Genomic DNA, 24,831 nt, shown 5'->3' on the forward strand with positions numbered 1-24,831 from the left:
AAACAAACCGATAGGATCCGCCTCATGCGCCGTTCCAAAATCGTCTGCACGCTGGGCCCCGCCGTCGACTCGTATGAGCAGCTGAAGGCTCTCATCGAGGCCGGTATGAACGTGGCCCGATTCAACTTCAGCCACGGGTCCCAGGCAGAGCACCAGGAGCGGTACGACCGCCTCCGGCAGGTCTCCGCGGACATCGGCCGCGCCGTCGGCGTCCTCGCCGACCTCCAGGGCCCGAAGATCCGTCTGGAGACCTTCGCCGAGGGACCGGTCGAGCTGGTGCGCGGTGACGAGTTCACCATCACCACCGAGGACGTCCCGGGCGACAAGTCGATCTGCGGCACCACGTACAAGGGTCTGCCCGGCGACGTGTCCAAGGGCGACCAGGTCCTGATCAACGACGGCAACGTCGAGCTGCGCGTCGTCGAGGTCGACGGCCCCCGGGTCAAGACCATCGTCGTCGAGGGCGGCGTGATCTCCGACCACAAGGGCATCAACCTGCCCGGCGCGGCGGTCAACGTGCCCGCGCTTTCGGAGAAGGACGTCGACGACCTCCGCTTCGCCCTGCGGATGGGCTGCGACATGGTCGCCCTGTCCTTCGTCCGCGACGCCGACGACGTCAAGGACGTCCACAAGGTGATGGACGAGGAGGGCCGCCGGGTCCCCGTCATCGCCAAGGTCGAGAAGCCGCAGGCCGTGGAGAACATGGCCGACGTCGTCGCCGCCTTCGACGCGGTCATGGTGGCCCGTGGCGACCTCGCGGTGGAGTACCCGCTCGAGAAGGTCCCGATGGTGCAGAAGCGCCTCGTGGAGATGTGCCGCCGCAACGCCAAGCCCGTCATCGTCGCCACCCAGATGATGGAGTCGATGATCACCAACTCGCGGCCGACCCGCGCCGAGGCGAGCGACGTCGCCAACGCGATCCTGGACGGCGCGGACGCGGTCATGCTCTCGGCGGAGTCCTCGGTCGGCGCGTACCCGATCGAGACCGTGAAGACGATGTCGAAGATCGTCGCCGCGGCCGAGGAGGAGCTGCTCTCCAAGGGCCTCCAGCCCCTGGTCCCGGGCAAGAAGCCGCGCACGCAGGGCGGCTCCGTCGCCCGCGCGGCCTGCGAGATCGCCGACTTCCTCGACGGCAAGGCGCTGATCGCCTTCACGCAGTCCGGCGACACCGCGCGCCGCCTGTCGCGCTACCGCACGCAGCAGCCGATCCTCGCCTTCACGACGGACGAGGGCACCCGCAACCAGCTCACCCTGAGCTGGGGCGTGGAGTCCTTCCTGGTCCCGTTCGTCGACAACACGGACGCCATGGTCGACCTCGTGGACGCCGAGCTCCTCAAGCTCCAGCGCTACAACGCCGGCGACACCATGGTCATCACGGCCGGCTCGCCCCCCGGCGTCCCGGGCACGACCAACATGGTCCGCGTCCACCACCTGGGCGGCGCCGAGAGCGCGTGACACCGCGCTGACGCCATGACGGGGGCCCCCGTCCGGATCGGACGGGGGCCCTCGTCGTATTGCGGCTCCCGGAGTGGTACGGGGATCAGCTGGGCTCGATCGTGTTGCGGAGGCCCTTGATCTGGAGGTTGCCGCCGAACTGGCCCGCCTGCTTGATCTTCACGTTGCTGAACCAGACGAGCGAGATGTCCAGCGGCGGCGGGGACTCCGGGCTGAAGGTGATCGGGATGATGCCGAGGAGGTTGCCCTTCAGCTCCTCCGTGTACATCGTCACCGTGCCGCCGGTGATGGTCGACGTCGAGCCCGGCGTGGAGCGGATGTGCGCCGTGCGGCCGTCGGAGTGCTCCGTCATCTGGTGCAGGTCCTTGATGTCCACCTCGGACGCGGTGAACTTGAGGACCTTCTTGATCTTGCCGCTGCCGGTCTTCACCTCGACGATGCCGTGGTACTTGAGGCCCTTCAGGGTGAGCCAGGAGCTCTCCAGGCGCCAGGGCGCGTCCGGGAGCAGCGGGATGCCCGGCTCCAGTTCCGCGTCGGCGAGCGCCTGGGCGTCGTACTCGGGGCACGGGAAGCGGGGCTTGGCCCCGTCGGGTATGTCCGTGTCCTTCGTGACGTCGAGGCCCTTGACGCTGTCGGGCAGCTCCTCGACCTTCACGCCCGCCTCGTCGGCGGCCTTCTCGATCGCCGACTTCGTCCTCTGCGTGGCCTCGTCCGCCGCCTTCGGCTTCGGGGTCGCGGTGGTGGCGGTCGGGGCCGGAGCGTCGGTCGCCGGCGCCTTGTCGGCGGGGGGCTGCGTCTGCGTGGGCGCGGCCGTGGTCGGCGCCGTGGTGGGCGTGGGCGTGGCCGTCGGCGTCTTGTCGGGGCCGTCGAAGAGGTCCTTCAGGGCGTCGCCCAGGCCCAGCGGGTCCAGCGGGTTCTTGGACTTCGTCGGGGAGGGCGTGGCCGTGGGCGCAGGGGCGGTCGTCGCCTGAGCCTGCTGCTGCGTCTGCGGCGCGGCGGTCTGTCCGCCCTGCGTGGCGGTGGGCGTCGGGGTCGCGTCCGGCGTCGCGGTGGCGGAGGGCGTGGCGGTCGCCGTGGGGGTGTCCGTCGGCGAGGCGGTGGCGGTGGGCTTCGCGCTCTCCGTCGGCGTCGCCGTCTCCGTCGCGTCCGGCGTCGGCTCGTCCGAGCGCGTCACGCAGGGGCCGGGGGCGAAGGGGATGTCCTTGCTGTCCGCGAGGGCGAGCTTGGGCGTGAGGCCCATGCCCACGAACACCGCGGTCGGCATGGCCGCCAGGGCCATCGCCCTCCCCGCGGGTCCCTGGATCCTGTTCAGCAGCGACTTGCGCGGGGCCGCGTGCCGCGGGCCCTCCTTCGCGAGCGCCGACTGAGTCTCGTCACCCCGCACTGTTCCTCCCGCCGTTGGCGTCGATCGTCGTTTCGGTCGCCTGGTGCTCCGCCTCGCGCTGCTCCGGGAACGCGGGCACGACCTCGGTCTCGTACTCCGCACCGGCCTCGTCCGAGGCCTCCGGCCGGCCGTCGTGCTCTGCTGCGTCCTCGATCTCCTCGACCGGCCGTGCGGGCGCCCACGAAGCGGACATGGCTCCGCCGATGAGGGCGAACAGGTATCCGACGACGAGGCCGCCGAAGTTCGACACCGGGATGGAGACGAGTGCCAGGACGATCGACGCGACGCCCGCGAACACCCGCACGATGGGCTGGAACCACATCGTCAGTCCGAGCGTGATGAGCAGGACGCCGATGATCAGCGCGGCCGACCCGGCGGTCGTCTGCATGGCGATCGTCATGTTGCCGAGCCGCATGTCCCCGTACGGGAGATAGGCGATCGGTACGCCGCCGATCATGGTGAACAGTCCCGCCCAGAAGGGCCGGGTCTGCCGCCAGACCTTGAACCGGTTCTCCTTTACGGGGACTTCGCGGGAGGCGGGGATCTCGGCGCTCATGGAACAGCTCCCTGGAAGCGGTGTTGCTGAGAAAGATGAAGAAGGAACCTGGCGGGTGGGACCGCACGCGGCGGCCCCACCCTCCGGAACGGATCAGCCCTCAGGGGCCGGCCGGTCCTAGTAGCACTCGGCGTCGGTGCCCTTGTGCAGCGACAGGTGCAGGCCGGGAAGCGTGAAGGTCGCGGCCGTGGTGGCCCAGGCCTTCTGCCTCACGTTGCTCAGCGTCGCCGTCTCGGCGCGCTGGCCGAAGCCGTACGGGCTGGCCGCGGTGTTCGGCTGGATGCCCGGCTTGCCGTCGACCACCTTGCCGCCGAACTCGTTGAGCTTGCCGGCGGCGACGCCGATGTCGATGTTCTCGAACTTGGCGTCGGTCTGGAGGTCGGAGACATCGAGGTAGATGTCCTTCGCCTGGACCTTGTCCTTGTCATCGCCGGTCTCGGCGGCCTTGGTGCCGGCCTCCAGGCGGAGGGTGACCGAGTCGTTGATGAACGGCACCTTCGGCGTGACGACCGACTGGCACATCTTGGTGATCTTGGCGGTGGAGAAGCCGGACACCGCGACGGGGGCGGCGAGGTTCGAACCGTCGAGGTTCTTGCCCGTGTCCACGCTGCCGTACTGGACGAAGTTCGTACCCTCAAGGCTCTGGGCCGAGACCTTGAACTCCTGGCCGGAGATGCTGAAGGACGCGGCGAGCGCGCCCTGGGCCAGGCCGACACCGATCGCGGCCGTCGCGGCCACGCTCGGGACCATGACGACGGCGAACCGCTTCCATCTGGTTCCGCCACGAACCTGGGACTTCATGAGAATTCCTCCTTCTCGGACGTACATCTCCGGAGGGACCCCGGGGGGCCACCCTGGGATGGGAGAAGAGCTACGTCCTCGGGAAGGAGAGCGCCGAGGCATCAGGCGGCGCGATGCGCGTCCGAATCACCGGCGATCACCCCCGAGCGACAACCTTGGGCCACGCCTTCGAGCGCGACCTGATTGGACAGGCCCCGTTCGGTGAGAGCGGGAACCCCCCTGTCCACGACCGGTGCCGGAACACCGGTCCACTCGGTGGGGACCCTCGCCGCTCTCCCGGTTGGTTGCCGGGGTGGTGCGGTTCGGACCGAGCGTGGCCGATCGTGGTCCATTCCGGGCCCCCGCACAAGGGGGTTCGTTACTGGCTAGTAACGGGTGGATAACCGCGTCATGGCGGGACGGGACCGAACGGGCACGCTGGGTACGTTCGAACGACGGGGAATGTCAGGAGATCGTCGGATGAATCGGGACGGAACGCCGGGTTCGATTTACTGCAAGTAACAGCGGCCGCGATTACCAAGTTTTGGTAAAGCGCGGCCGCGTTTTGTCACCCTGCTGCCAAATCGTCAGACGATCCGGCACACGCGGAGACCTAGAACAGCACCCGGGCGAGGGCCTGCCGGGCCGCCGTCACGCGGGGGTCGTCGGCGCCGATCACCTCGAACAGCTCCAGGAGGCGGAGCCGCGCCGCGTTCCGGTCCTCGCCCGCCGTGCGGCGCACGGTCTCGACGAGGCGCCCGAAGGCGTCCTGCACATGACCGCCCACCAGGTCCAGGTCGGCGGCGGCGATCTGCGCGGCGACGTCGGCCGGGTTGTCCGCCGCGTTCCTGCGGACGGCGCCGGGGTCCAGATCCTGCACCCGGGTGAGCAGTTCGGCCTGCGCGAGGCCGAGCTTGGCCTCCGGGTGGGCCGGGTCGTCGGCGAGCACGTTCTTGTACGCCTGGACGGCACCCGCCAGGTCGCCGGCGTCGAGCGCGGACATGGCCGCTTCGAGGAGGGCGTCGTACGGGCCGGCCTGCCGCGCGGCGGGCGCCGAGCCGTCGGCGTCCGCGTCCACGGCGATGCCGGTGAGACCGAAGCGCTCCTCGCCGACCTGGATCAGCTGGTCGAGGGTCTCCCGGATCTGGGCCTCGGGCACCGCGCCCTGGAACAGCGGCAGCGCCTGACCGGCGACCACCGCGAAAACGGCCGGAATTCCCTGGATGCCGAACTGCTGCATCAGCATCTGGTTGGCGTCGACGTCGATCTTCGCGAGCAGGAAGCGGCCGTTGTACTCGACGGCCAGACGCTCCAGGAGGGGGCCGAGCTGCTTGCAGGGCTCGCACCACTCGGCCCAGAAGTCGAGGACGACAGGAACCTCGGCCGAGCGCTGGAGCACATCGCGCTCGAAGCCGGCCTCGTCGACGTCGATCACCAGGGCCGACGGGGGCACGGCGGCGGAACCGCCCTGCCGGGCGGATTCGGCGCGCACCTGCTCCGCCTTCGCCTTGGCCTCTCCGGCCGCCTTCACCGCGGCGAGGTCGACGACGCCGCTCATGGACATGTTTCGGGGCTGCATGGATACATCCTCCCCCTTCCGCGCGCGTAACCGGTAAGTCATGGCTGAACCGTGCCGTCCACGCATCTCCCGCCGGTGTGCGAGACGCGTGGACGCCACGGTTCTTCGTCTTCGGTGGCACCGGGTCCCCACCCGGTACCTTCTGTCGCACCGGATCCCCATCCGGTGCTGCGGTTGTCGCTCAGGCCGCTCAATGCCTTTCGCTACAGGTCGTAGCGTAACTCCAGGGACGGAGCCCGCGGGAGGGTGCGGACTCGATCCGTACGGTGAACTGCCTCACATCACCGGCCTCTGGCGGTATACCTACCGGCGGGTATGGTCGCTTGTCATGTGTAGCCGCACCAACCCCCGCAGCAGTCGTACCGGGCGCCCCCGCTCCACCGAGGCCGACGCGGCCATCCTGGAGGCGACCCGCGCGGCCCTGGTCGAGCTGGGCTGGTCCAAGCTCACGATGGGGGACGTGGCCGGCCGCGCCGGGGTGGCGAAGACGACCCTGTACCGCCGCTGGCCCAGCAAGAACGAGCTCGTGGTGGACGCCGTGGCCGTCCTCTTCGACGAACTCGAGATGCCGGACCTCGGTTCCCTCCAGGCCGACATCGAGCACGTGGTACTGCAGTTCGCGGCCCTCCTGGAGCGGCCCGAGACGAAGACGGCCCTGATGGCCGTGGTCGCCGAGTCGACCCGGGACGAGCCGCTGCGCGAGCGCATCCGCGCCTCGATAGTCGACCGCCAGAAGCGGCTGGTCCTGGCCGGCCGCGAGCGGGCGCAGCAGCGCGGCGAACTCCCGCCGGACCGCGACCCGCTGGCCGTGGACGCCACCGACGACCTGATCTTCGACGTCATCGCCGGCGCGGTCGTGCACCGCGCGCTGGTCAGCGCGGAGCCGGTGGACGGCCCCTGGGTGGCCCGCCTCTCCGCGCTCCTGGTGGGCGGCCTGGGCGCGGCGGCGGCCACGGGCTGAAAACGGCGGGCGCGGTCCACCCGCCGCCTCCTACCGTGGCAGCCGTGACGACTCACCTCACGGACTCCGTCCGCGCACTGCTCGACGACGTCAACCCGGCCGTACTGGCCACCATCCAGCCCGACGGCTCTCCCCAGACCTCGGTGGTGTGGGTGGGCCGCGACGGCGACGACCTCCTGATCTCCAGCCAGGACGGCCGCCGGAAGATCAGGAACATCCGGTCCGACGCCCGGGTCAGCCTGACCGTCCACGACCGCCACGACCCGCTCCGCTATGCCGAGATACGGGGTACGGCCACGGTCGCCGAGGACACCGGACGGGCGCTCGCGGTGGCGCTCGCCGAGCAGTACGAGGGCGAGGGCGCCGGGCAGGAGTACCGGGAGCTGCCGCCGGAGGAGGTTCGGGTGGTCGTCCGGATCACCCCGACGAAGGTCCTCGGCACGGCCGCGAAATAAGTCACCTCATACGGCAGGGGCGGTACGGGAGTTCCCGTACCGCCCCTGCCGTGTCTCCGTGCGGGGGATCAGAAGCCCGGGGGCTCCGTGTAGACGCCCCACTCGTCGCGCAGGGCGTCGCAGATCTCGCCGAGGGTGGCCTCGGCGCGGACGGCCTCCAGCATCGGGGCGATCATGTTCGAGCCGTCCCGGGCCGCCTTGAGCATCGCGTCGAGGGAGGCGCGGACCTTGGCGTCGTCACGGCGCTCCTTGCGCTCGCCGAGGACGCGGACCTGCTCCCACTCGACCTCGTGGCTGACCCGCAGGATCTCCAGGTCGCCGGTGACGGAGCCGTGGTGGACGTTGACGCCGACGACGCGCTTGTCGCCCTTCTCCAGGGAGCGCTGGTACTGGAAGGCGGACTCGGCGATCTCGCCGGTGAACCAGCCGTCCTCGATGCCGCGCAGGATGCCGGAGGTGATCGGGCCGATGGGGTGCTGCCCGTCCGGGTGGGCGCGGCGGCCGCGCTCCTTGATCTGGTCGAAGATCTTCTCGGCGTCGGCCTCGATGCGGTCGGTGAGCTGCTCGACGTACCAGGAACCGCCCAGCGGGTCGGCGACGTTGGCGACGCCGGTCTCCTCCATGAGGACCTGCTGGGTGCGCAGCGCGATCTCGGCGGCCTGCTCGCTGGGGAGCGCGAGGGTCTCGTCGAGGGCGTTGGTGTGGAGGGAGTTGGTGCCGCCGAGGACGGCGGAGAGTGCCTCGACCGCGGTGCGCACGACGTTGTTGTACGGCTGCTGGGCGGTGAGGGAGACACCGGCGGTCTGGGTGTGGAAGCGGAGCCACTGCGCCTTGTCGGTCTTGGCGCCGTAGACCTCCTTCATCCAGCGGGCCCAGATCCGGCGGGCGGCGCGGAACTTGGCGATCTCCTCGAAGAAGTCGAGGTGCGCGTCGAAGAAGAAGGAGAGGCCGGGGGCGAAGACGTCGACGTCGAGGCCGCGGGAGAGGCCGAGCTCCACGTAGCCGAAGCCGTCGGCGAGGGTGTACGCGAGCTCCTGCGCGGCCGTCGCGCCGGCCTCGCGGATGTGGTAGCCGGAGACGGAGAGCGGCTTGTACGCGGGGATGCTCGCCGCGCAGTGCTCCATCAGGTCGCCGATGAGGCGCAGGTGGGGCTCGGGCTCGAAGAGCCACTCCTTCTGCGCGATGTACTCCTTGAAGATGTCGGTCTGGAGCGTGCCGTTGAGCACGGCCGGGTCGACGCCCTGGCGCTCGGCGGCGACGAGGTACATGCAGAAGACGGGCACGGCGGGGCCGCTGATCGTCATCGACGTCGTGACGTCGCCGAGCGGGATGTCCTTGAAGAGGACCTCCATGTCGGCGGCGGAGTCGATGGCGACGCCGCAGTGGCCGACCTCGCCGAGGGAGCGGGGGTCGTCGGAGTCGCGGCCCATGAGGGTCGGCATGTCGAAGGCGACGGAGAGCCCGCCGCCGCCGGCGGCCAGGATCATCTTGTACCGCTCGTTGGTCTGCTCGGCGTTGCCGAAGCCGGCGAACTGGCGGATGGTCCAGGTCCGGCCGCGGTAGCCGGTCGGGTGCAGGCCCCGGGTGAAGGGGTACTCACCGGGCCAGCCGATGCGCTCGAACCCCTCGTAGGTGTCGCCGGGCCGGGGCCCGTAGACGGGCTCCACATCGTCCCCGGAGAGCGTGGTGAAGTCGGCGTCCCGCTTGCGGGCCTTGTCGTAACGGGCCTGCCAGCGACGGCGGCCTTCCTCGATGGCGTCAGCGTCCATGCTTCGAATTTACTAGGACGTCCTAGTAAATGTCGATGGCAAACCCCCGCACATCAGTGCGGGGGTGCATGCTCAGGCGTTGACCGGTGCCGGCTGCGCGCCGCTGACCAGCGGAAGCGTCTCGGCGACGACCTTGCGCTCGACGAAGAACGCGGCGGTCGGGATGGTGCCGGAGACCAGCACCCAGATGAGCTTGCCGAACGGCCACTTGGCCTTGGAGCCCAGGTCGAAGGCGAAGACGAGGTAGATGATGTAGAGGACGCCGTGGATCTGGGAGACCACGAGGGTCAGGCCCTCGCCGACGCCGAAGCCGTACTTGGCGACCATGCACGCGCAGAGGATGAGCAGCATGACGGCGGTCACGTAGGCCATGACGCGGTAGCGGGTCAGCACGCTGGATTTCATGCCGTCGAGCGTAACGGCACGATCCGGGCGATCTTCGCGGGGGTCGGGGTGCCCGTCAGCCCTCGTCGAAGTCGTGCGCCGCGACGCGCAGCGGGCGCAGCATCGCGAAGATCTCCGCACACTCCTCGGCGTCGTACGCGCCCAGGCCGAACTCCATCTCCATCAGGTCGCGGGTCGCGGCCTCGACCACCTCGCGGCCCTTCTCCGTGATGGAGGCGAGGGTGCCGCGGCCGTCGTTGGGGTTGGGCCGCTTCGCGACGAGACCCGACTTCACCAGGCGGTCCACCGTGTTCGTCACGGAGGTCGGGTGGACCTGCAGCCGCTCGCCGATCTTGGACATCGGCAGCTCGCCGGCCTTCGAGAAGGTCAGCAGCACCAGCGCCTCGTACCGGGCGAAGGTCAGCCCGTACGGCTTGACCACGGCGTCCACCTCGGCCAGCAGGATCTGGTGGGCTCGCATGATCGAGGTGATCGCGGCCATCGAGGGGACCGGGCCCCAGCGCTTCTGCCAGAGTTCGTCGGCTCGGGCGATGGGGTCGAAGGGGAGACTGAGCGGCTTGGACACCCGTCGACCATACCGACTGGTCATATGCCGGTCAGCCCCGTCTCGCCTTTCGGTCGCCGCCCCCGGTCGCCCGCAGCTCGGCGGCGGCGGCGAGCAGGCAGAGCGTGCCGAGGACGCCCGTGCCCGCGACGACCGTGTGCACGGGGGCGAACTCGGCCGCGACCCCGGCGCCGGCCATGCCGACGCCCTGGACGGTCATCATGCCCGCGGTCATCAGGGTCATCGCCCTCCCCCGCTGCTCCTCGGGGACGGCGGCGACGAACCAGGCGTCGAGGCCGAGGGTGTACGCACCGGTGGCGCCGGCCAGGAAGAGGGCGACGGCCGCGAGGGCGACGCCCGGCCGGGGGCCGTAGAGGAGATACGGCACCACGCTTGCGACGGCGAGCGGGAGCACGATCCGGGAGCGGGTCGCGGCGGACAGGAACGATCCGGCGAACAGCTCGCCCGCGATGGTGCCGACGGGCAGCGCGCACATGAGGAGGCCGAGGGCGGCGGTGGAGACGCCGATCTCGTCGGCGTAGGGGGCCGCGAGGGCCTCGGGGACGACGGCGAAGAGCGGCGGCACCCAGAACATCAGCATCAGGGCCCGCACGCGCCGGTTGCGCAGCACGGCGAAGGTGCCGGAGAGCCCTGGCGAGTCGGTCCCGCGGGCGGGGCGGCGTGCGGTGCCGAGGCGCAGCAGCAGGGCGGAGGCGAGGAAGGTGACGGTGGTGACGACGAGGGCGCCGCGGGGCGGGACGAGGGTGAGGAGGACGCCGCCGGCGGCGAAGCCGGTGAGGAGGGCGCTCTGCGACACGATCCGCAGCAGCGACCGCCCGAGGACGAAGAGGTCGCCCTCGCCGAGGACGTCGGCGAGGGTCGCCATGCGGGTGCCGTTGAAGACGGGCGAGACGACGGCGATGGCGCAGCGCAGCGCGAGCAGGCCGGCGACGGGGGTGGCGGGCACGGTCATCGCTGCGACGCACCCGGCGCAGACGAGGTCGCAGACGACGAGGATCCGCCGCGGCGGAAGCCGGTCGGTGAGCCCGGCGAGGAGGGTGCCGCCGAGGAGGTACGGCAGGAACCCGAGCGCGAAGGTGAGGGAGGAGAGGAGCGGCGACTTCGTCAGGTCGTAGACGAGCACGGTGAGCGCGAGCTCACTGACGACGACCCCGAGCAACGAGAACAGGTGCGCCACGAACACGAACCGGAACTCGCGGACGGCGAAGACGGCCCGGTAGCCGGGACGGGGGGCGGGGGCGGCGCCCGGCACGGGGGCAGGCGCCGCCTCGGGGACGCCGGCGGGGGCAAGTGCGGCCCCCGAGCCGCCCACCAGGGCGGGGGCGGTGCCGGGATCGGCGACCCGCGTGGCCTCGGGGGCCCGGGCCGGGGTCGCAGGTGCGGGCGCGGCGGCAGTCGTGACAGGCACCGGAAGTGCGGGGGCAGGGGTGTTCGCGGGCGCCGGTTCAGGCGTCCGGGTGTGGTTCTCGGGCATGGGCGCAGCGTGCCCCGGCAGGGACGACGGGTCCTAGACTTTCGGCTCCAGGCGAATGTTCAGCCACGTCCCCCGGAGGGTCCCGTGCCGTATCACCTGCGTTTCGGCGAGGCCGACCCGTTGCGGATCCGGTTCGCCGTCTCGCCGCTCTGGGAGACGCACTCCGCCGTGCGGGTGCTCGCGCGGCCCGAGAAGCAGGGGTACCACCTGCCGTGGATGCGGCGGATCGCGGGCGCCGCGCGGGAGCTCGACCTCCGGCCGCTGCACCTGCTCATGCCGCTGCGCGGGCACAACCCGGACTTCCTCTATCCCCCGCCCCTGGGCCCCGCCGCCGCCTTCGAGGACGAGATCGCCGCCGTACGGGAGATCGATCCGGCTCTCGCGCTCGACGACTTCGAGCGGGCGCTCGCCGAGACGCCGGGGGCCGCGGACACCGCGGAGGGGCGGCGGCTGCTCGCGGATCCCGCCGGGGCGGTGGAGCGGCTCGCCGAGCTGCTCCGGGGCGCCTGGGAGGCGCTGATCGCGCCCGAGTGGCCCCGGCTGCGGGCACTGCTCGAGGCGGACGTGGCGTACCACTCGCGGCGGCTCGCCGAGGGCGGGCTCGAACGGCTGCTCGGCGAGCTCCATCCGGCCTTCGACTGGGCTTCGGAGACGGCCACGCTGCGGGTGGACTATCCCGGGGAGCACGACCGGCCGCTGGACGGGCAGGGTCTCGTGCTCATGCCGTCGGTGTTCACCTGGCCGGACGTGGTGAGCGGGTTCGATCCGCCGTGGCAGCCGACGGTGGTCTATCCGGCGCGCGGGATCGGCGGCCTGTGGTCGGAGCCCCGGGACCGTACCCCCGAGGCGCTCGCCCGGCTGCTCGGCCCGGTGCGGGCGGACGTCCTGTGCGCGCTGGCGGAGCCGATGGGGACGACGGCGCTGGCCCATCTCCTGGGCCGGGCGCCGTCGTCCGTGTCCTCGCACCTGTCGGTGCTGCGGGACGCGGGGCTGCTGACCTCGCGGCGGTACGGCCACCAGGTGCTGTACGAGCGGACCCCGCTGGGCATCGCGCTGTCGCAGCCGGAGACGGACTGACCGTCAGGCGCCGAGGTGGCGCTCCACCGTCTCGACCTTCGCCGTGAGGCCGTCCGTCACGCCCGGGCGGATGTCGGCCTTCATGACCACCGAGACGCGCGGCGCGCGGGCCTCGACGGCGGCGACGGCGCGCTTCACGACGTCCATCACCTCGTCCCACTCGCCCTCGATCGAGGTGAACATCGCGTCCGTGCGGTTCGGCAGGCCCGACTCCCGGACGACCCGGACGGCGTCGGCGACGTACTCGCCGACCTCCTCCCCCACGCCGAGGGGGGTCACGGAGAACGCGACGATCATGCCTTCACCGCGCCCTGGGCCGCCTCGGCCCGCGCGCGGGAGGCGATGACCGCGTCCTCGGCCTCACGCTTCAGCTTCCGCTCGGCGTAGAAGCCGCCCAGGGGCAGCACCGAGAGGACGAAGTAGAGCGCGGCGGTGCCGAAGCTCCACTTGGTGCGGTTCCAGGCGTCCAGCCAGAAGAGGACGTACAGGATGAACAACACGCCGTGGATCGCGCCCATCACCGGCACCGCGTTGAAGTCCGTCGTCCGCTTGAGCACCGAGCAGACCAGCAGGAGCAGGAACGAGACGGCCTCCGGCGCGGAGACGAGCCGGAGCCGGTGGAGGGAGGAAGCGGTCTTGATGTCCACGGAGGGGGTCACCTTCGTTCGATCTTGTGAACGGATGCACAAGGGCCCGTCCATTGTGCACGGCGACTTTGCTGTCTCTTTAGCCGGGGGCCCAGTACCTTCCTCGGGTGGCAACGTTCCGACTCCAGGGCAGCAAAGTGCTCGCCGTCTCCATGACCGGTGACGCCGTCAAGGCGAAGAACGGCTCGATGGTCGCCTACGACGGCCAGATGGCGTTCAAGAAGATGAGCGGCGGCGGTGAGGGCCTGCGCGGCATGGTGACCCGCCGGCTCACGGGTGAGCAGATGGAGGTGATGGAGGTGCGCGGCCAGGGGACCTGCTGGTTCGCGGACCGGGCCTCCGAGATCAATCTCGTCTCGCTGCACGGCGACAAGCTGTGGGTGGAGGCGAGCAATCTGCTCGCGACCGACGCGGGGCTGCGCACCGGCACCACCTTCACGGGGCTGCGCGGCGGCGCCACCGGCAACGGCCTCTTCACCACGACCGTCGAGGGCACGGGCCAGGCGGCGATCATGTCGGACGGTCCGGCGGTGGTGCTCCGGGTGACCCCGCAGTACCCGCTCCAGGTCGACCCCGGCGCGTACATCGCCCACCAGGGCAACCTCCAGCAGCACTTCCAGTCCGGGGTGACCTTCCGCACCCTCATGGGCGAGGGCGGCGGCGAGGCCTTCCAGATCCGCTTCGAGGGCGACGGGCTCGTGTACGTGCAGCCGAGCGAGCGGAACACGATCGGGGGTGACGTCTGATGCCGTTCCGCGAGATCAACTCGAAGATGGTCGAGGCGACCGTCGTCCCCGGGCAGCGGATGTTCAGTCAGCGCGGCGCGATGCTCGCGTACCGCGGCGACGTCACTTTCACGCCGAACATCGCGGGCGGCCAGGGCGGCCTGATGTCGATGATCGGCCGCCGGGTGGCCGGCGAGGCGACCCCGCTGATGACGGTCGAGGGCAACGGCACGGTGATGTTCGGGCACGGCGGCCACCACATCCAGGTGATCGCACTGACGGGCGACACCCTGTACGTGGAGGCCGACCGGCTGCTCGCCTTCGACGGGACCCTGGAGCAGGGCACGATGTTCATGGGCTCGCAGGGCGGGGTCATGGGCATGGTCCGCGGTCAGGTGACCGGGCAGGGCCTCTTCACGACGACCCTGAAGGGCCACGGCTCGGTGGCCGTCATGGCGCACGGCGGCGTCATCGAGCTGCCGATCTCCCCGGGCCGCCCGGTGCACGTGGACCCGCAGGCGTACGTGGCGCACCACGGCGACGTGCGGAACAAGCTGTCCACGGCGCTCGGCTGGCGCGACATGGTGGGGCGCGGCTCGGGCGAGGCGTTCCAGCTGGAGCTGAGCGGCAGCGGCGCGGTGTACGTCCAGGCCTCGGAGGAGAAGCTGTGAGCACCCCTGTCATCCACGACCCGCACTCCCTGCCGTCGGACGACAACGTCAATCCGTACACCTTCTGCGTGGAGCTCAAGGGCTCCCAGTGGTTCCTGCAGAAGGGGAAGATGATCGCCTACTACGGGCGGATCGAGTTCAACGGCATCGGGCACGGCCGTCTCGACCGGCTGGTGCGGACGTCGTTCCACTCGCCGCTGCACGCGAGCGACTGGGTGGTGGCCGAGGGCAGCGGGAAGATGCTGCTCGCGGACCGGGCCTTCGACGTGAACTCGTACGATCTGGACGAGGGCAACCTGACGATCCGGTCGGGGAACCTGCTGGCCTACCAGCCGACGCTCGCGCTGAAGCAGTCGATCGTGCCGGGCTTCGTGACGCTGATCGGCACGGGCAAGTTCGTGGCCGCGTCGAACGGTCCGGTGGTGTTCATGGAGCCGCCGATGCGGGTGGACCCGCAGGCGCTGGTGGGCTGGGCGGACTGCCCTTCGCCCTGTCACCATTACGACCACGGGTACATGACCGGCGTGATGGGCGGGGTCCGCGCGCTGACGGGGATCGGCGGGACCTCGGGCGAGGAGCACCAGTTCGAGTTCGTCGGTGCGGGTACGGTGCTGCTGCAGTCGACGGAGCTGCTGATGCCGGAGCGGGCGGTCGGCGCGCCGCCGGCGCAGGCGGGTGTTCCGGGCGGGCACGGGGCGTCTGGTTCCGGCCAGGGGCCGCTCGGCGCGGTACCGCGTCTTCCCGGCCAGCTCGGTGACCTCCAGCGTCGCTTCGGTCTGTGAGCGGTAGTCTGCGGAGTGTGACGTGATCGAACGCGCGCTCCCAGACTTCGTCAAGTATTCAACTTCTTAGGTAGAATCCATATATGGAGACCGAGACCGCCACCCCCTGGCTCACCGACGGCGAGCAATGCGCCTGGCGCACGTTCCTGGACGTCCAGAGAATGCTGACGTACCAGCTGGAGCGGGACCTCCAGCCCTTCGGCCTGACGATGAACGACTACGAGATCCTGGTGAACCTCTCGGAGTCGGCGGAGCGGCGGCTGCGCATGAGCGACCTCGCCGCCGCCACCCTCCAGTCGAAGAGCCGGCTCTCCCACCAGATCACCCGCATGGAGAACGCCGGACTCGTCCGCCGCGAGAACTGCGAGTCCGACCGCCGCGGGCTCTACGCCGTCCTCACCGACGACGGCATGGAGACCATGCGCAAGGTCGCCCCGCACCACGTCGAGTCCGTGCGCAAGCACTTCATCGACCAGCTCACCGGCGAGGCCCTCGGCGACCTCCACGAGTCCCTCAAGCCGGTCGCCGAGCAGCTCCGCGGCCGCCGCGGAAAACCGTGACCTGACAGAGTACGAAGAGGGCCTCTCCGGTGACCGGAGAGGCCCTCTTCGTACGTACCGGCGTCAGTTTCCGGTCAGGCTCGCGACCAGCTCGTCGGAGGCCGCGTACGGGTCGAGGTCGCCCGCGACGATCCGCTCCGCCAGCGCGTCCAGGCGCCGGTCGCCGTGCAGGTCGCCGATCCGCTCGCGCAGGGCGGTGACCGCGATGGTCTCCACCTCGCGCGCCGCACGGGCCCGGCGGCGCTCCGCCAGGACCCCGTGCTCCTCCATCCAGGCGCGGTGCTTCTCCAGGGCCTCCACGACCTCGTCGACGCCCTCGCCGCGCGCCGCGACCGTCTTCACGATCGGCGGCCGCCAGTCGCCGGCGGCCCGCGCCTCGCCCAGGCCCAGCATGTGGTTGAGCTCGCGGGCGGTGGCGTCCGCGCCGTCCCGGTCGGCCTTGTTCACCACGTACACGTCGCCGATCTCCAGGATGCCCGCCTTCGCGGCCTGGATGCCGTCGCCCATGCCCGGCGCGAGCAGCACGACGGAGGTGTCGGCCTGGGAGGCGATCTCCACCTCCGACTGCCCGACGCCGACGGTCTCCACGAGGATCACCTCGCAGCCGGCCGCGTCCAGGACGCGGATGGCCTGCGGGGCGGACCAGGCGAGCCCGCCGAGGTGGCCGCGGGTCGCCATGGAGCGGATGTAGACGCCCGGGTCGGAGGCGTGCTCCGACATCCGGACCCGGTCACCGAGCAGCGCTCCCCCGCTGAACGGCGAGGACGGGTCGACGGCGAGCACGCCGACCCGCTTGCCCGCCCGGCGGTACGCGGAGACCAGCGCGGACGTCGACGTGGACTTGCCCACGCCCGGCGAGCCGGTCAGGCCCACCACGTACGCGCCGCCGGTGAGCGGCGCGAGCGCCGCCATCACCTCGCGCAGCTGCGGGGACGCCCCCTCCACGAGCGAGATCAGCCGGGCCACTGCGCGCGGCCTGCCCTCCCGTGCCTGGGCGACGAGTTCGGGGACGTCCACCATCTGCGCTGCTCCTCGATTGCCGGATTACTTGCCGGAGACCTTGACGATCAGGGCGTCGCCCTGGCCGCCGCCGCCGCAGAGGGCGGCCGCGCCGATGCCGCCGCCGCGCCGCTTGAGCTCCAGGGCCAGGTGGAGCACGAGACGGGCACCGGACATGCCGATGGGGTGACCGAGGGCGATCGCGCCGCCGTTGACGTTCACCTTCTCGGAGGTAACGCCGAGGTCCTTCATTGACTGGACGGCGACGGCGGCGAAGGCCTCGTTGATCTCGATCAGGTCGAGGTCGGAGACGTCCAGGCCCTCCTTCTTGAGGGCGTGCAGGATCGCGTTGGACGGCTGCGACTGCAGCGAGTTGTCCGGGCCCGCGACGTTGCCGTGGGCGCCGATCTCGGCGATCCACTCCAGGCCCAGCTCCTCGGCCTTGGCCTTGCTCATCACGACGACGGCGGCGGCGCCGTCCGAGATCTGCGAGGAGGTGCCGGCGGTGATGGTGCCGTCCTTGGTGAAGGCCGGACGGAGCTTGCCGAGGGACTCGACCGTGGTCTCCGCGCGGATGCCCTCGTCCTTGGAGAAGACGACGGGCTCGCCCTTGCGCTGCGGGATCTCGACCGGGGTGATCTCGGCCTCGAAGATGCCGTTCTTCTGGGCGGCGGCGGCGCGCTGGTGCGAGAGGGCGGCGATCTCGTCCTGCTCGGGGCGCTGGATGCCCAGGCGGGTGTTGTGCTTCTCCGTGGACTCGCCCATGGCGATGCCCTCGAAGGAGTCGGTGAGACCGTCGTACGCCATGGCGTCGAGCATCTCGATCGCGCCGTACTTGAAGCCCTCGCGGGACTTCGGGAGCAGGTGCGGGGCGTTGGTCATGGACTCCTGGCCGCCGGCGACGACGATGTCGAACTCGCCGGCGCGGATCAGCTGGTCGGCGAGCGCGATGGCGTCCAGGCCGGACAGACACACCTTGTTGATGGTGAGCGCCGGGACGTTCATCGGGATGCCGCCCTTGACGGCCGCCTGGCGGGCGGGGATCTGGCCGGCGCCCGCCTGGAGCACCTGGCCCATGATCACGTACTGCACCTGGTCGCCGCCGATGCCGGCCCGGTCGAGGGCCGCCTTGATGGCGAAGCCGCCGAGATCGGCGCCCGAGAAGGACTTGAGCGAGCCGAGGAGGCGACCCATGGGCGTGCGGGCGCCCGCGACGATCACTGAGGTGGTACCGGTCGTTCCAGACATGAGGCACGGCCCCTTGGGATGAGGAGTGAACGAGGGTTTACCGCCAATGTACTGAGCGGTGCGGCGCGCGGTCACCGGCCGAAAGGTGTGATCGCGCGCACGTTGCGTAACCACCCTTCCAGCGGTGCACTGGAGGCATGCTGACGCGTATCGACCACATCGGGATCGCCTGCTTCGACCTGGACAAGACCGTCGAGTTCTACCGTGCCACGTACGGTTTCGAGGTCTACCACTCCGAGGTCAACGAGGAGCAGGGCGTCCGCGAGGCCATGCTCAAGATCAACGCCACCGACGACGGCGGGGCCTCGTACCTCCAGCTCCTCGAGCCCACCCGGGAGGACTCCGCGGTGGGCAAGTGGCTCGCCAAGAACGGCGAGGGCGTGCACCACATCGCCTTCGGCACCGCGGACGTCGACGGGGACGCCGAGGCCATCCGCGGCAAGGGCGTCCGCGTCCTCTACGACGAGCCCCGGATCGGCTCCATGGGCTCCCGGATCACCTTCCTCCACCCCAAGGACTGCCACGGCGTCCTGACGGAACTGGTCACCTCGGCCGAACCGTCGGCTGACCACTCCTCAGCGGAGCACTGACCTCCGGATTCCCGGCCCGGTAGAGTGGGCGGCTCCGGGCCGGGGCCGGTCGGGGCCGCTCCGTGCGGCACCGAAGTCGGGATGTCGGGGTCGTCCGATCTGCCACGATTCCCCGGGGGTCCGTCCTCGGCCGTGAGGGCGTGCTCGTAGGAGTTGCGACCAGGGTTGGGGTCTCCCCTGCTCGAAGAGCTCGGGGAAGGATGGGACCGCGCAGTGCGGGGCTACGAACGCCAGGAGAGCCACCGAGCTGAAGACGACCATCTCGCCAGGTTCGAAGCCGAGATGGACCGGCTGAAGACCGAGCGCGAGAAGGCCGTCCAGCATGCCGAGGACCTGGGCTACCAGGTCGAGGTCTTGCGCGCCAAACTCCACGAGGCGCGCCGCACCATCGCGTCCCGGCCCGCGTACGACAGCGCCGACATCGGCTACCAGGCCGAGCAGCTGCTGAGGAACGCGCAGGCGCAGGCCGAACAGCTCCGCCAGGACGCCGAGCGCGAGCTGCGCGAGGCCCGCGCCCAGACGCAGCGGATCCTCCAGGAGCACGCCGAGCACCAGGCCCGGCTCCAGGCCGAGCTGCACAACGAGGCCGTCCAGCGCCGCCAGCAGCTCGACCAGGAGCTCAACGAGCGCCGCCAGACCGTCGAGGCGCACGTCAACGAGAACGTCGCCTGGGCGGAACAGCTGCGCGCCCGCACGGAGTCCCAGGCCCGCCGCCTGATGGAGGAGTCCCGCGCGGAGGCCGAGCAGTCGCTCGCCACCGCCCGCGCCGAGGCCACCCGGCTCGCCGAGGAGACCAGCCGCCGGGTCGGCGCCGAGGCCGAGTCCGCCCGTGCCGAGGCCGAAGCGATTCTGCTGCGCGCCCGCAAGGACGCCGAACGGCTCCTCGCCACCGCCTCCAGCCAGGCGCAGGAGGCCACCAGCCACGCCGAGCAGCTCCGCTCGACCACCGCAGCCGAGACCGACCAGGCCCGCCGCCAGGCCACCGAGCTCTCCCGCGCCGCCGAGCAGCGCGTACAGGAGGCCGAGGAGAAGCTCCGGCTCGCCCGTGCCGAGGCCGAGAAGGCCCTCACCGAGGCCAAGGAGTCCGCCGCCAAGCAGCTGGCCTCCGCCGAGCAGGTCAACGAGCAGCGCACCCGCACCGCCAAGACGGAGATCGCCCGTCTCGTCGGCGAGGCCACCAAGGAGGCCGAGGCCCTCAAGGCCGAGGCCGAGGAGAAGCTCCGCGAGGCGACCGCCCAGGCGGAGAAGCTCGTCTCGGAGGCCTCCGAGAAGGCCGTCACGGCCGCCGCCGAGGACTCCGCCGCCGCGCTCGCGAAGGCCGCCCGCAGCGCCGAGGAGATCCTCACCAAGGCCTCCGAGGACGCCCGGGAGACCACCCGCAAGGCCGCCGAGGAGGCCGAGCGGGTCCGCCGCGAGGCCGAGACCGAGGCGGACCGGCTGCGCGCCGAGGCCGGCGAGCAGGCCGACGAGCTGCTCGGCTCGGCGAAGGACGACACCAAGGAGTACCGCGCCAAGACGGTCGAGCTCCAGGAGGAGGCCCGCCGGCTGCGCGGCGAGGCCGAGCAGCTGCGCGCCGAGGCCATCGACGAGGGCGAGCGGATCCGCTCCGAGGCCCGCCGCGAGGCCCTCCAGCAGATCGAGGAGGCGGCCAGGACCGCCGAGGAGCTCCTCACCAAGGCCCGTACGGACGCCGAGGAGCAGCGCACCAAGGCCGGCGCCGAGAGCGAGCGGGTCAAGTCGGAGGCGATGGAGCGCGCCCAGACGCTGCGCACCCAGGCCGAGGAGACCCTGGAGCGCACCCGTGCCGAGGCCGAGCGGCTGCGCGCCGAGGCCGAGGAGCAGGCCGAGTCGGTGACGGCCGCGGCCGAGGAGGCCGCCGCCGGGCTGCGCGCGGACGCCGAGCGGGCCGCCGAGGCGCGCCGCGCGGAGGCCGCCGAGGAGCTGACCCGGCTGCACACCGACGCCGAGGCGAAGCTCGCGGCCGCCGGCGAGGAGCTCACCGACGCGCGGGCCGAGGGCGAGCGGATCCGGCGCGAGGCCGCCGAGGAGACGGAGCGGCTGCGGACCGAGGCCGCCGAGCGGATCCGTACGCTGCGTGAGCAGGCCGAACAGGAGGCCGAGCGGCTGCGCGCCGAGGCCTCTGCGGACGCGTCGACCGCGCGTACCGAGGCGGAGTCCGCGGCCGTACGGCTGCGCACGGAGGCGTCCGAGGAGGCCGAGCGGCTGCGCTCGGAGGCCCAGGAGACCGCCGACCGGGTGCGGGCCGAGGCCGCCGCGGCCGCCGAGCGGGTGGCCGCCGAGGCCGCCGAGGCGCTGGCCGCCGCGCAGGACGAGGCCGTCCGGCGCCGCCGGGAGGCCGAGGAGACCCTGGAGTCGGCCCGTTCCCAGGCCGGCCGGGAGCGCGAGCACGCCCGGGAGCAGTCCGAGGACCTCCTCGCCGCCGCCCGCAAGCGGGTGGAGGAGGCGCAGGCCGAGGCGCAGCGCCTGGTCGAGGAGGCGGACACGCGGACGACCGAGATGGTCGCCGCCGCCGAGCGGGCCGCGCAGGAGGTGCGGGACTCGGTGGCCGGTCTGCGCGAGCAGGCCGAGGAGGAGATCGCCGGGCTGCGCAGCGCCGCCGAGCACGCGGCCGAGCGGACCCGCACCGAGGCGCAGGAGGAGGCGGACCGGGTCCGCTCCGACGCGTACGAGGAGCGGGAGCGGGCGTCCGAGGACGCCGCCGCCACGCGGGCGCGTGCCCAGGAGGAGTCGGAGGCCGCGAAGGCGCTGGCGGAGCGGACGGTCACGGACGCGCTCGCCGAGGCGGAGAAGCTGCGGGCGGACACCGCGGAGTACGCGCAGCGGGTACGGACGGAGGTCACGGACTCGCTGGCCTCGGCCGAGCAGGACGCGGCCCGCACCCGGGCGGACGCCCGCGACGACGCGAACAGGATCCGTTCGGAGGCGGCCGACCGCGCCGAGACGGCGCTCGGCGAGGCCCGCGCGGAGGCGGAGCGGATCGGGGCCGAGGCGGAGCAGGTGCTCGACGAGGCCCGGCAGGCCGCGGACAAGCGCCGTGCGGACGCCGCCGAACAGGCCGACACGCTGATCGGCGAGGCCACCGCGGAGGCCGAGCGGATCGCGGCCGAGGCCGCCGAGCTGCGGGCGGAGGCCGAGCGGCTCAAGGTCGACGGCGAGGCGCACGCGGAGGCGCTGCGCGACGCGGCGATCGCCGAGGGCGAGCAGGTGCTCGACGAGGCCCGCAAGGCCGCCGACAAGCGTCGTGCGGACGCCGCCGAGCAGGCCGACACGCTCGTCGGCGAGGCGCGGGCCGAGGCCGCGCGGATCGCCGAGGAGGCCGCCCGTCTGCGGGCCGAGGCCGAGCAGGTCAAGGCCGACGGCGAGGCACAGGCCGAAGCCCTGCGGGCCGAGGCCCGTGCCGAGGGCGAGCAGGTGCTCGACGAGGCCCGCAAGGCCGCCGACAAGCGCCGTACGGACGCCGCCGAGCAGGCGGACACGCTCGTCGGCGAGGCGGCGGCCGAGGCGGAGCGGCTCACCGCCGAGGCGGTCGAGCTCATGGAGACCACCGAGCAGGACGCCGCCCGTCTGCGGGCCGAGGCCGAGCAGGTCAAGGCCGACGGCGAGGCACAGGCCGAAGCCCTGCGGGCCGAGGCCCGTGCCGAGGGCGAGCAGGTGCTCGACGAGGCCCGCAAGGCCGCCGACAAGCGCCGTGCCGACGCCGCCGAACAGGCCGACACGCTGATCGGCGAGGCCACCACGGAGGCCGAGCGGATCGCGGCCGAGGCCGCCGAGCTGCGCGAGACGACCGAGCGGGACGCCGAGCGGCTGCGCACCGAGGCCGAGCAGGCCAAGGCCGACGGCGAGGCGCACGCGCAGGCCCTGCGCAACGCCGCGCTCGCCGATGCCGACCAGATCCTGGACGAGGCCCGCAAGGCCGCCGACAAGCGTCGTGCGGACGCCGCCGAGCAGGCCGACACCCTCGTCGGCGAGGCGACGGCCGAGGCGGAGCGGATCGTGAACGAGGCGGCCGAGCTGGCCGATTCGGTGGGCGCGGACGCCCGTGCCGAGGCGGCCCGGACCGTCGCCGCCGCCGCGGAGGAGGCCGAGCGGCTGCGCGCCGAGGGCGCCGAGGCGATCGCCGAGGCCCTGCGGGACGCCGAGCGGATCCGTACCGAGTCGGAGCGGGTGAAGGAGGACGCCGCCGCCGCGGGCGAGCAGATGCGTGCGGAGGCCCGCGAGGAGGCGGACCGTACGCTCGACGAGGCCCGGGAGGCCGGGGCCCGGAAGCGTTCCGACGCGGCCGAGCAGGCCGACCAGCTGATGGCCAAGGCCCAGGAGGAGGCGCTGCGCGCCACCACGGAGGCCGAGTCGCAGGCGGACACGATGGTCGGCGCGGCCCGCAAGGAGGCCGAGCGGATCGTCGCCGAGGCGACCGTCGAGGGCAACACGCTGGTGGAGCAGGCCCGTACGGACGCGGACGAGCTCCTGATCGGGGCGCGCAGCGACGCGACGGCGATAAGGGAGCGGGCCGAGGAGCTGCGGAGCCGCGTCGAGGGCGAGATCGAGGAGCTGCACGAGCGGGCGCGGCGCGAGTCGGCCGAGCAGATGAAGACGGCCGGCGAGCGCGTCGACAAGCTGGTGAAGGCCGCCGAGGAGCAGCGCGCCGAGGCCGACGAGAAGGCCAAGGAGATGGTCTCGGAGGCGAGTTCGGAGGCGAGCAAGGTCCGGATCGCCGCGGTCCGCAAGGCGGACGCGCTCCTGAAGGAGGCCGCGCAGAAGAAGGCCTCGATCATCGCGGAGGCGGAGGCCCTCAAGGAGGAGGCCGAGCGGATCCGCGCGGAGGCCGCGGCCGAGGCGGAGAAGACCGTCGCGGACGGACAGCGCGAGCTGGAGGTGCTGACCCGCCGTCGCAAGGACATCAACGCCGAGATCTCCCGTGTCCAGGACGTCCTGGAGGCGTTGGAGTCATTCGAGACTCCGTCCGCCGGAAAGGACGGGGTCAAGGCGGGTGCATCTGCGGGGTCCACTCGTTCGAGTGGCAAGTCCCAGGACGGCTAGCCACTCAAAAGGCTGGACATTCTCCAGATCAAACGGGCATACGCTCGATGACACGCCGCTTCGGCCCCTAGGATTCCCTCTAACACCTCACCGGTCTCATTCGACAGGAACCCCATGAGCGACACTTCCTCCCCCTTCGGCTTCGAGCTCGTGCGGCGCGGTTACGACCGCGGTCAGGTGGACGACCGCATTACCAAGCTCGTGGCCGACCGCGACAGCGCCCTGTCCCGTATCACCTCGCTGGAGAAGCGCATCGAGGAGCTCCACCTCGAGACGCAGAACGCCCAGGCGCAGGTGACCGACGCCGAGCCGTCGTACGCGGGTCTGGGTGCCCGGGTCGAGAAGATCCTCCGGCTCGCCGAGGAGGAGGCGAAGGACCTGCGTGAGGAGGCCCGTCGCGCCGCCGAGCAGCACCGCGAGCTGGCCGAGTCGGCCGCCCAGCAGGTGCGCAACGACGCGGAGTCGTTCGCGGCCGAGCGCAAGGCGAAGGCCGAGGACGAGGGTGTCCGGATCGTCGAGAAGGCGCAGGGCGAGGCCAACTCGCTGCGCGCCGAGGCCCAGAAGGACGCGCAGTCGAAGCGCGAGGAGGCGGACGCCCTCTTCGAGGAGACCCGCGCCAAGGCCGCCCAGGCCGCCGCGGACTTCGAGACGAACCTGGCGAAGCGCCGCGAGCAGTCGGAGCGGGACCTGGCCTCGCGTCAGGCGAAGGCCGAGAAGCGCCTCGCGGAGATCGAGCACCGCGCCGAGCAGCTCCGCCTGGAGGCCGAGAAGCTGCGCACGGACGCGGAGCGCCGGGCCCGTCAGACGGTGGAGACCGCGCAGCGCCAGGCCGAGGACATCGTGGCCGACGCGAACGCCAAGGCCGACCGGATCCGGTCGGAATCGGAGCGCGAGCTGGCGGCGCTCACGAACCGCCGCGACTCGATCAACGCACAGCTGACCAACGTCCGCGAGATGCTGGCGACGCTGACCGGTGCCGCGGTGGCGGCCGCCGGCTCCCCGATCGACGACGAGCGCACGGCCGGCGTCCCGGCCCAGCAGTCGCGGTAAGCGGACCCCGCGCGTAGAGAGATCCGCGCCGCGAGACCCGC

23 protein-coding genes are annotated in these 24,831 nt (G+C 71.8%); 11 read left to right on the forward strand and 12 right to left on the reverse strand.

Annotated elements, in window-relative coordinates; genetic code table 11:
- Positions 1–24 precede the first annotated feature (24 nt).
- Positions 25–1,455, forward strand: a complete 1,431-nt coding sequence (pyk, locus tag ACFYX3_RS18925) for a pyruvate kinase (protein ID WP_389014491.1) — start codon at positions 25–27, stop codon at positions 1,453–1,455.
- Positions 1,456–1,540: 85 nt separating this feature from the next.
- Here the strand turns inward: pyk and ACFYX3_RS18930 are convergent, their stop codons facing one another.
- The 4 genes from ACFYX3_RS18930 to ACFYX3_RS18945 form a co-directional block, all read right to left on the reverse strand.
- Entirely contained in the window at positions 1,541–2,839 is a 1,299-nt protein-coding gene (locus tag ACFYX3_RS18930) for a hypothetical protein (RefSeq protein WP_389014494.1), read from the reverse strand.
- A complete protein-coding gene (locus ACFYX3_RS18935; protein ID WP_382663180.1) occupies positions 2,829–3,395 on the reverse strand; it encodes a DUF6114 domain-containing protein in 567 nt (188 codons plus the stop codon). Before ACFYX3_RS18935 ends, ACFYX3_RS18930 begins: the two co-directional genes overlap by 11 nt.
- Before the next feature lie 117 nt (positions 3,396–3,512).
- Complete coding sequence (locus ACFYX3_RS18940) at positions 3,513–4,196, reverse strand: DUF6230 family protein (RefSeq protein ID WP_382663178.1); 684 nt, start codon at positions 4,194–4,196, stop codon at positions 3,513–3,515.
- A gap of 592 nt (positions 4,197–4,788) precedes the next feature.
- A complete protein-coding gene (locus ACFYX3_RS18945) occupies positions 4,789–5,754 on the reverse strand; it encodes a tetratricopeptide repeat protein (RefSeq protein ID WP_389014498.1) in 966 nt (321 codons plus the stop codon).
- A 328-nt stretch (positions 5,755–6,082) separates the two neighbouring features.
- Between ACFYX3_RS18945 and ACFYX3_RS18950 the strand changes: the two genes are divergently transcribed.
- The gene (locus ACFYX3_RS18950; protein ID WP_389014501.1) at positions 6,083–6,715 is read left to right on the forward strand and encodes a TetR/AcrR family transcriptional regulator; all 633 of its coding nucleotides are present in this window, start codon (positions 6,083–6,085) and stop codon (positions 6,713–6,715) included.
- A gap of 44 nt (positions 6,716–6,759) precedes the next feature.
- The gene (locus ACFYX3_RS18955) at positions 6,760–7,170 is read left to right on the forward strand and encodes a PPOX class F420-dependent oxidoreductase (protein ID WP_389014504.1); all 411 of its coding nucleotides are present in this window, start codon (positions 6,760–6,762) and stop codon (positions 7,168–7,170) included.
- Positions 7,171–7,238: 68 nt separating this feature from the next.
- Here ACFYX3_RS18955 and ACFYX3_RS18960 read toward each other — a convergent pair whose 3' ends face one another.
- From ACFYX3_RS18960 to ACFYX3_RS18975, 4 genes are all read right to left on the reverse strand, one after another.
- Positions 7,239–8,939, reverse strand: a complete 1,701-nt coding sequence (locus ACFYX3_RS18960; protein WP_389014507.1) for a methylmalonyl-CoA mutase — start codon at positions 8,937–8,939, stop codon at positions 7,239–7,241.
- 72 nt (positions 8,940–9,011) lie between these two features.
- Positions 9,012–9,344 (reverse strand): DUF3817 domain-containing protein, encoded by a 333-nt coding sequence (locus ACFYX3_RS18965; protein ID WP_116158772.1) that lies wholly within the window; start codon positions 9,342–9,344, stop codon positions 9,012–9,014.
- 55 nt (positions 9,345–9,399) lie between these two features.
- A complete protein-coding gene (locus ACFYX3_RS18970) occupies positions 9,400–9,909 on the reverse strand; it encodes a MarR family winged helix-turn-helix transcriptional regulator (protein WP_116158773.1) in 510 nt (169 codons plus the stop codon).
- 31 nt (positions 9,910–9,940) lie between these two features.
- Complete coding sequence (locus ACFYX3_RS18975) at positions 9,941–11,317, reverse strand: MFS transporter (protein ID WP_389014512.1); 1,377 nt, start codon at positions 11,315–11,317, stop codon at positions 9,941–9,943.
- 150 nt (positions 11,318–11,467) lie between these two features.
- On the opposite strand from ACFYX3_RS18975, the gene ACFYX3_RS18980 reads away from it, so the two are divergent.
- Positions 11,468–12,460 carry a DUF5937 family protein gene (locus ACFYX3_RS18980; protein ID WP_389014515.1) on the forward strand — a complete coding sequence of 331 codons (993 nt, stop codon included), beginning with the start codon at positions 11,468–11,470 and terminating at the stop codon, positions 12,458–12,460.
- Positions 12,461–12,463: 3 nt separating this feature from the next.
- On the opposite strand, the gene ACFYX3_RS18985 is transcribed toward ACFYX3_RS18980, so the two are convergent.
- Together ACFYX3_RS18985 and ACFYX3_RS18990 are read right to left on the reverse strand one after the other, a co-directional pair.
- Positions 12,464–12,757, reverse strand: a complete 294-nt coding sequence (locus ACFYX3_RS18985) for an MTH1187 family thiamine-binding protein (protein WP_116158775.1) — start codon at positions 12,755–12,757, stop codon at positions 12,464–12,466.
- Positions 12,754–13,107 (reverse strand): DUF3817 domain-containing protein, encoded by a 354-nt coding sequence (locus ACFYX3_RS18990; RefSeq protein WP_389014518.1) that lies wholly within the window; start codon positions 13,105–13,107, stop codon positions 12,754–12,756. Before ACFYX3_RS18990 ends, ACFYX3_RS18985 begins: the two co-directional genes overlap by 4 nt.
- Positions 13,108–13,214: 107 nt before the next feature.
- On the opposite strand from ACFYX3_RS18990, the gene ACFYX3_RS18995 reads away from it, so the two are divergent.
- The 4 genes from ACFYX3_RS18995 (at position 13,215) to ACFYX3_RS19010 (ending at position 15,845) form a co-directional block, all read left to right on the forward strand.
- Positions 13,215–13,853: an AIM24 family protein gene (locus tag ACFYX3_RS18995; protein ID WP_184931328.1), complete on the forward strand. Its 639-nt coding sequence runs from the start codon at positions 13,215–13,217 to the stop codon at positions 13,851–13,853.
- The gene (locus ACFYX3_RS19000; RefSeq protein ID WP_389014521.1) at positions 13,853–14,503 is read left to right on the forward strand and encodes an AIM24 family protein; all 651 of its coding nucleotides are present in this window, start codon (positions 13,853–13,855) and stop codon (positions 14,501–14,503) included. The genes ACFYX3_RS18995 and ACFYX3_RS19000 overlap by 1 nt, the downstream gene beginning before the upstream one ends.
- Positions 14,500–15,285, forward strand: coding sequence for an AIM24 family protein (locus tag ACFYX3_RS19005; protein ID WP_382663162.1), 786 nt, complete (start codon positions 14,500–14,502; stop codon positions 15,283–15,285). Before ACFYX3_RS19000 ends, ACFYX3_RS19005 begins: the two co-directional genes overlap by 4 nt.
- Before the next feature lie 83 nt (positions 15,286–15,368).
- A complete protein-coding gene (locus ACFYX3_RS19010) occupies positions 15,369–15,845 on the forward strand; it encodes a MarR family winged helix-turn-helix transcriptional regulator (RefSeq protein ID WP_376588855.1) in 477 nt (158 codons plus the stop codon).
- Between the two features lie 63 nt (positions 15,846–15,908).
- Here the strand turns inward: ACFYX3_RS19010 and meaB are convergent, their stop codons facing one another.
- Together meaB and ACFYX3_RS19020 are read right to left on the reverse strand one after the other, a co-directional pair.
- Positions 15,909–16,865 carry a methylmalonyl Co-A mutase-associated GTPase MeaB gene (meaB, locus tag ACFYX3_RS19015; RefSeq protein ID WP_116158781.1) on the reverse strand — a complete coding sequence of 319 codons (957 nt, stop codon included), beginning with the start codon at positions 16,863–16,865 and terminating at the stop codon, positions 15,909–15,911.
- A gap of 24 nt (positions 16,866–16,889) precedes the next feature.
- Positions 16,890–18,092: an acetyl-CoA C-acetyltransferase gene (locus ACFYX3_RS19020; RefSeq protein ID WP_389014525.1), complete on the reverse strand. Its 1,203-nt coding sequence runs from the start codon at positions 18,090–18,092 to the stop codon at positions 16,890–16,892.
- 137 nt (positions 18,093–18,229) lie between these two features.
- On the opposite strand from ACFYX3_RS19020, the gene mce reads away from it, so the two are divergent.
- The 3 genes from mce (at position 18,230) to ACFYX3_RS19035 (ending at position 24,790) form a co-directional block, all read left to right on the forward strand.
- On the forward strand, positions 18,230–18,682 hold the full coding sequence (mce, locus tag ACFYX3_RS19025; protein WP_116158783.1) for a methylmalonyl-CoA epimerase: 453 nt from the start codon (positions 18,230–18,232) through the stop codon (positions 18,680–18,682).
- 213 nt (positions 18,683–18,895) lie between these two features.
- Entirely contained in the window at positions 18,896–23,740 is a 4,845-nt protein-coding gene (scy, locus tag ACFYX3_RS19030; protein WP_389014529.1) for a polarized growth protein Scy, read from the forward strand.
- 114 nt (positions 23,741–23,854) lie between these two features.
- Entirely contained in the window at positions 23,855–24,790 is a 936-nt protein-coding gene (locus ACFYX3_RS19035) for a cellulose-binding protein (RefSeq protein WP_116158785.1), read from the forward strand.
- Positions 24,791–24,831 lie beyond the last annotated feature (41 nt).

The sequence above is a fragment of the Streptomyces sp. NPDC002463 genome (assembly GCF_042889835.1).
GTDB lineage: Bacteria > Actinomycetota > Actinomycetes > Streptomycetales > Streptomycetaceae > Streptomyces > Streptomyces nymphaeiformis.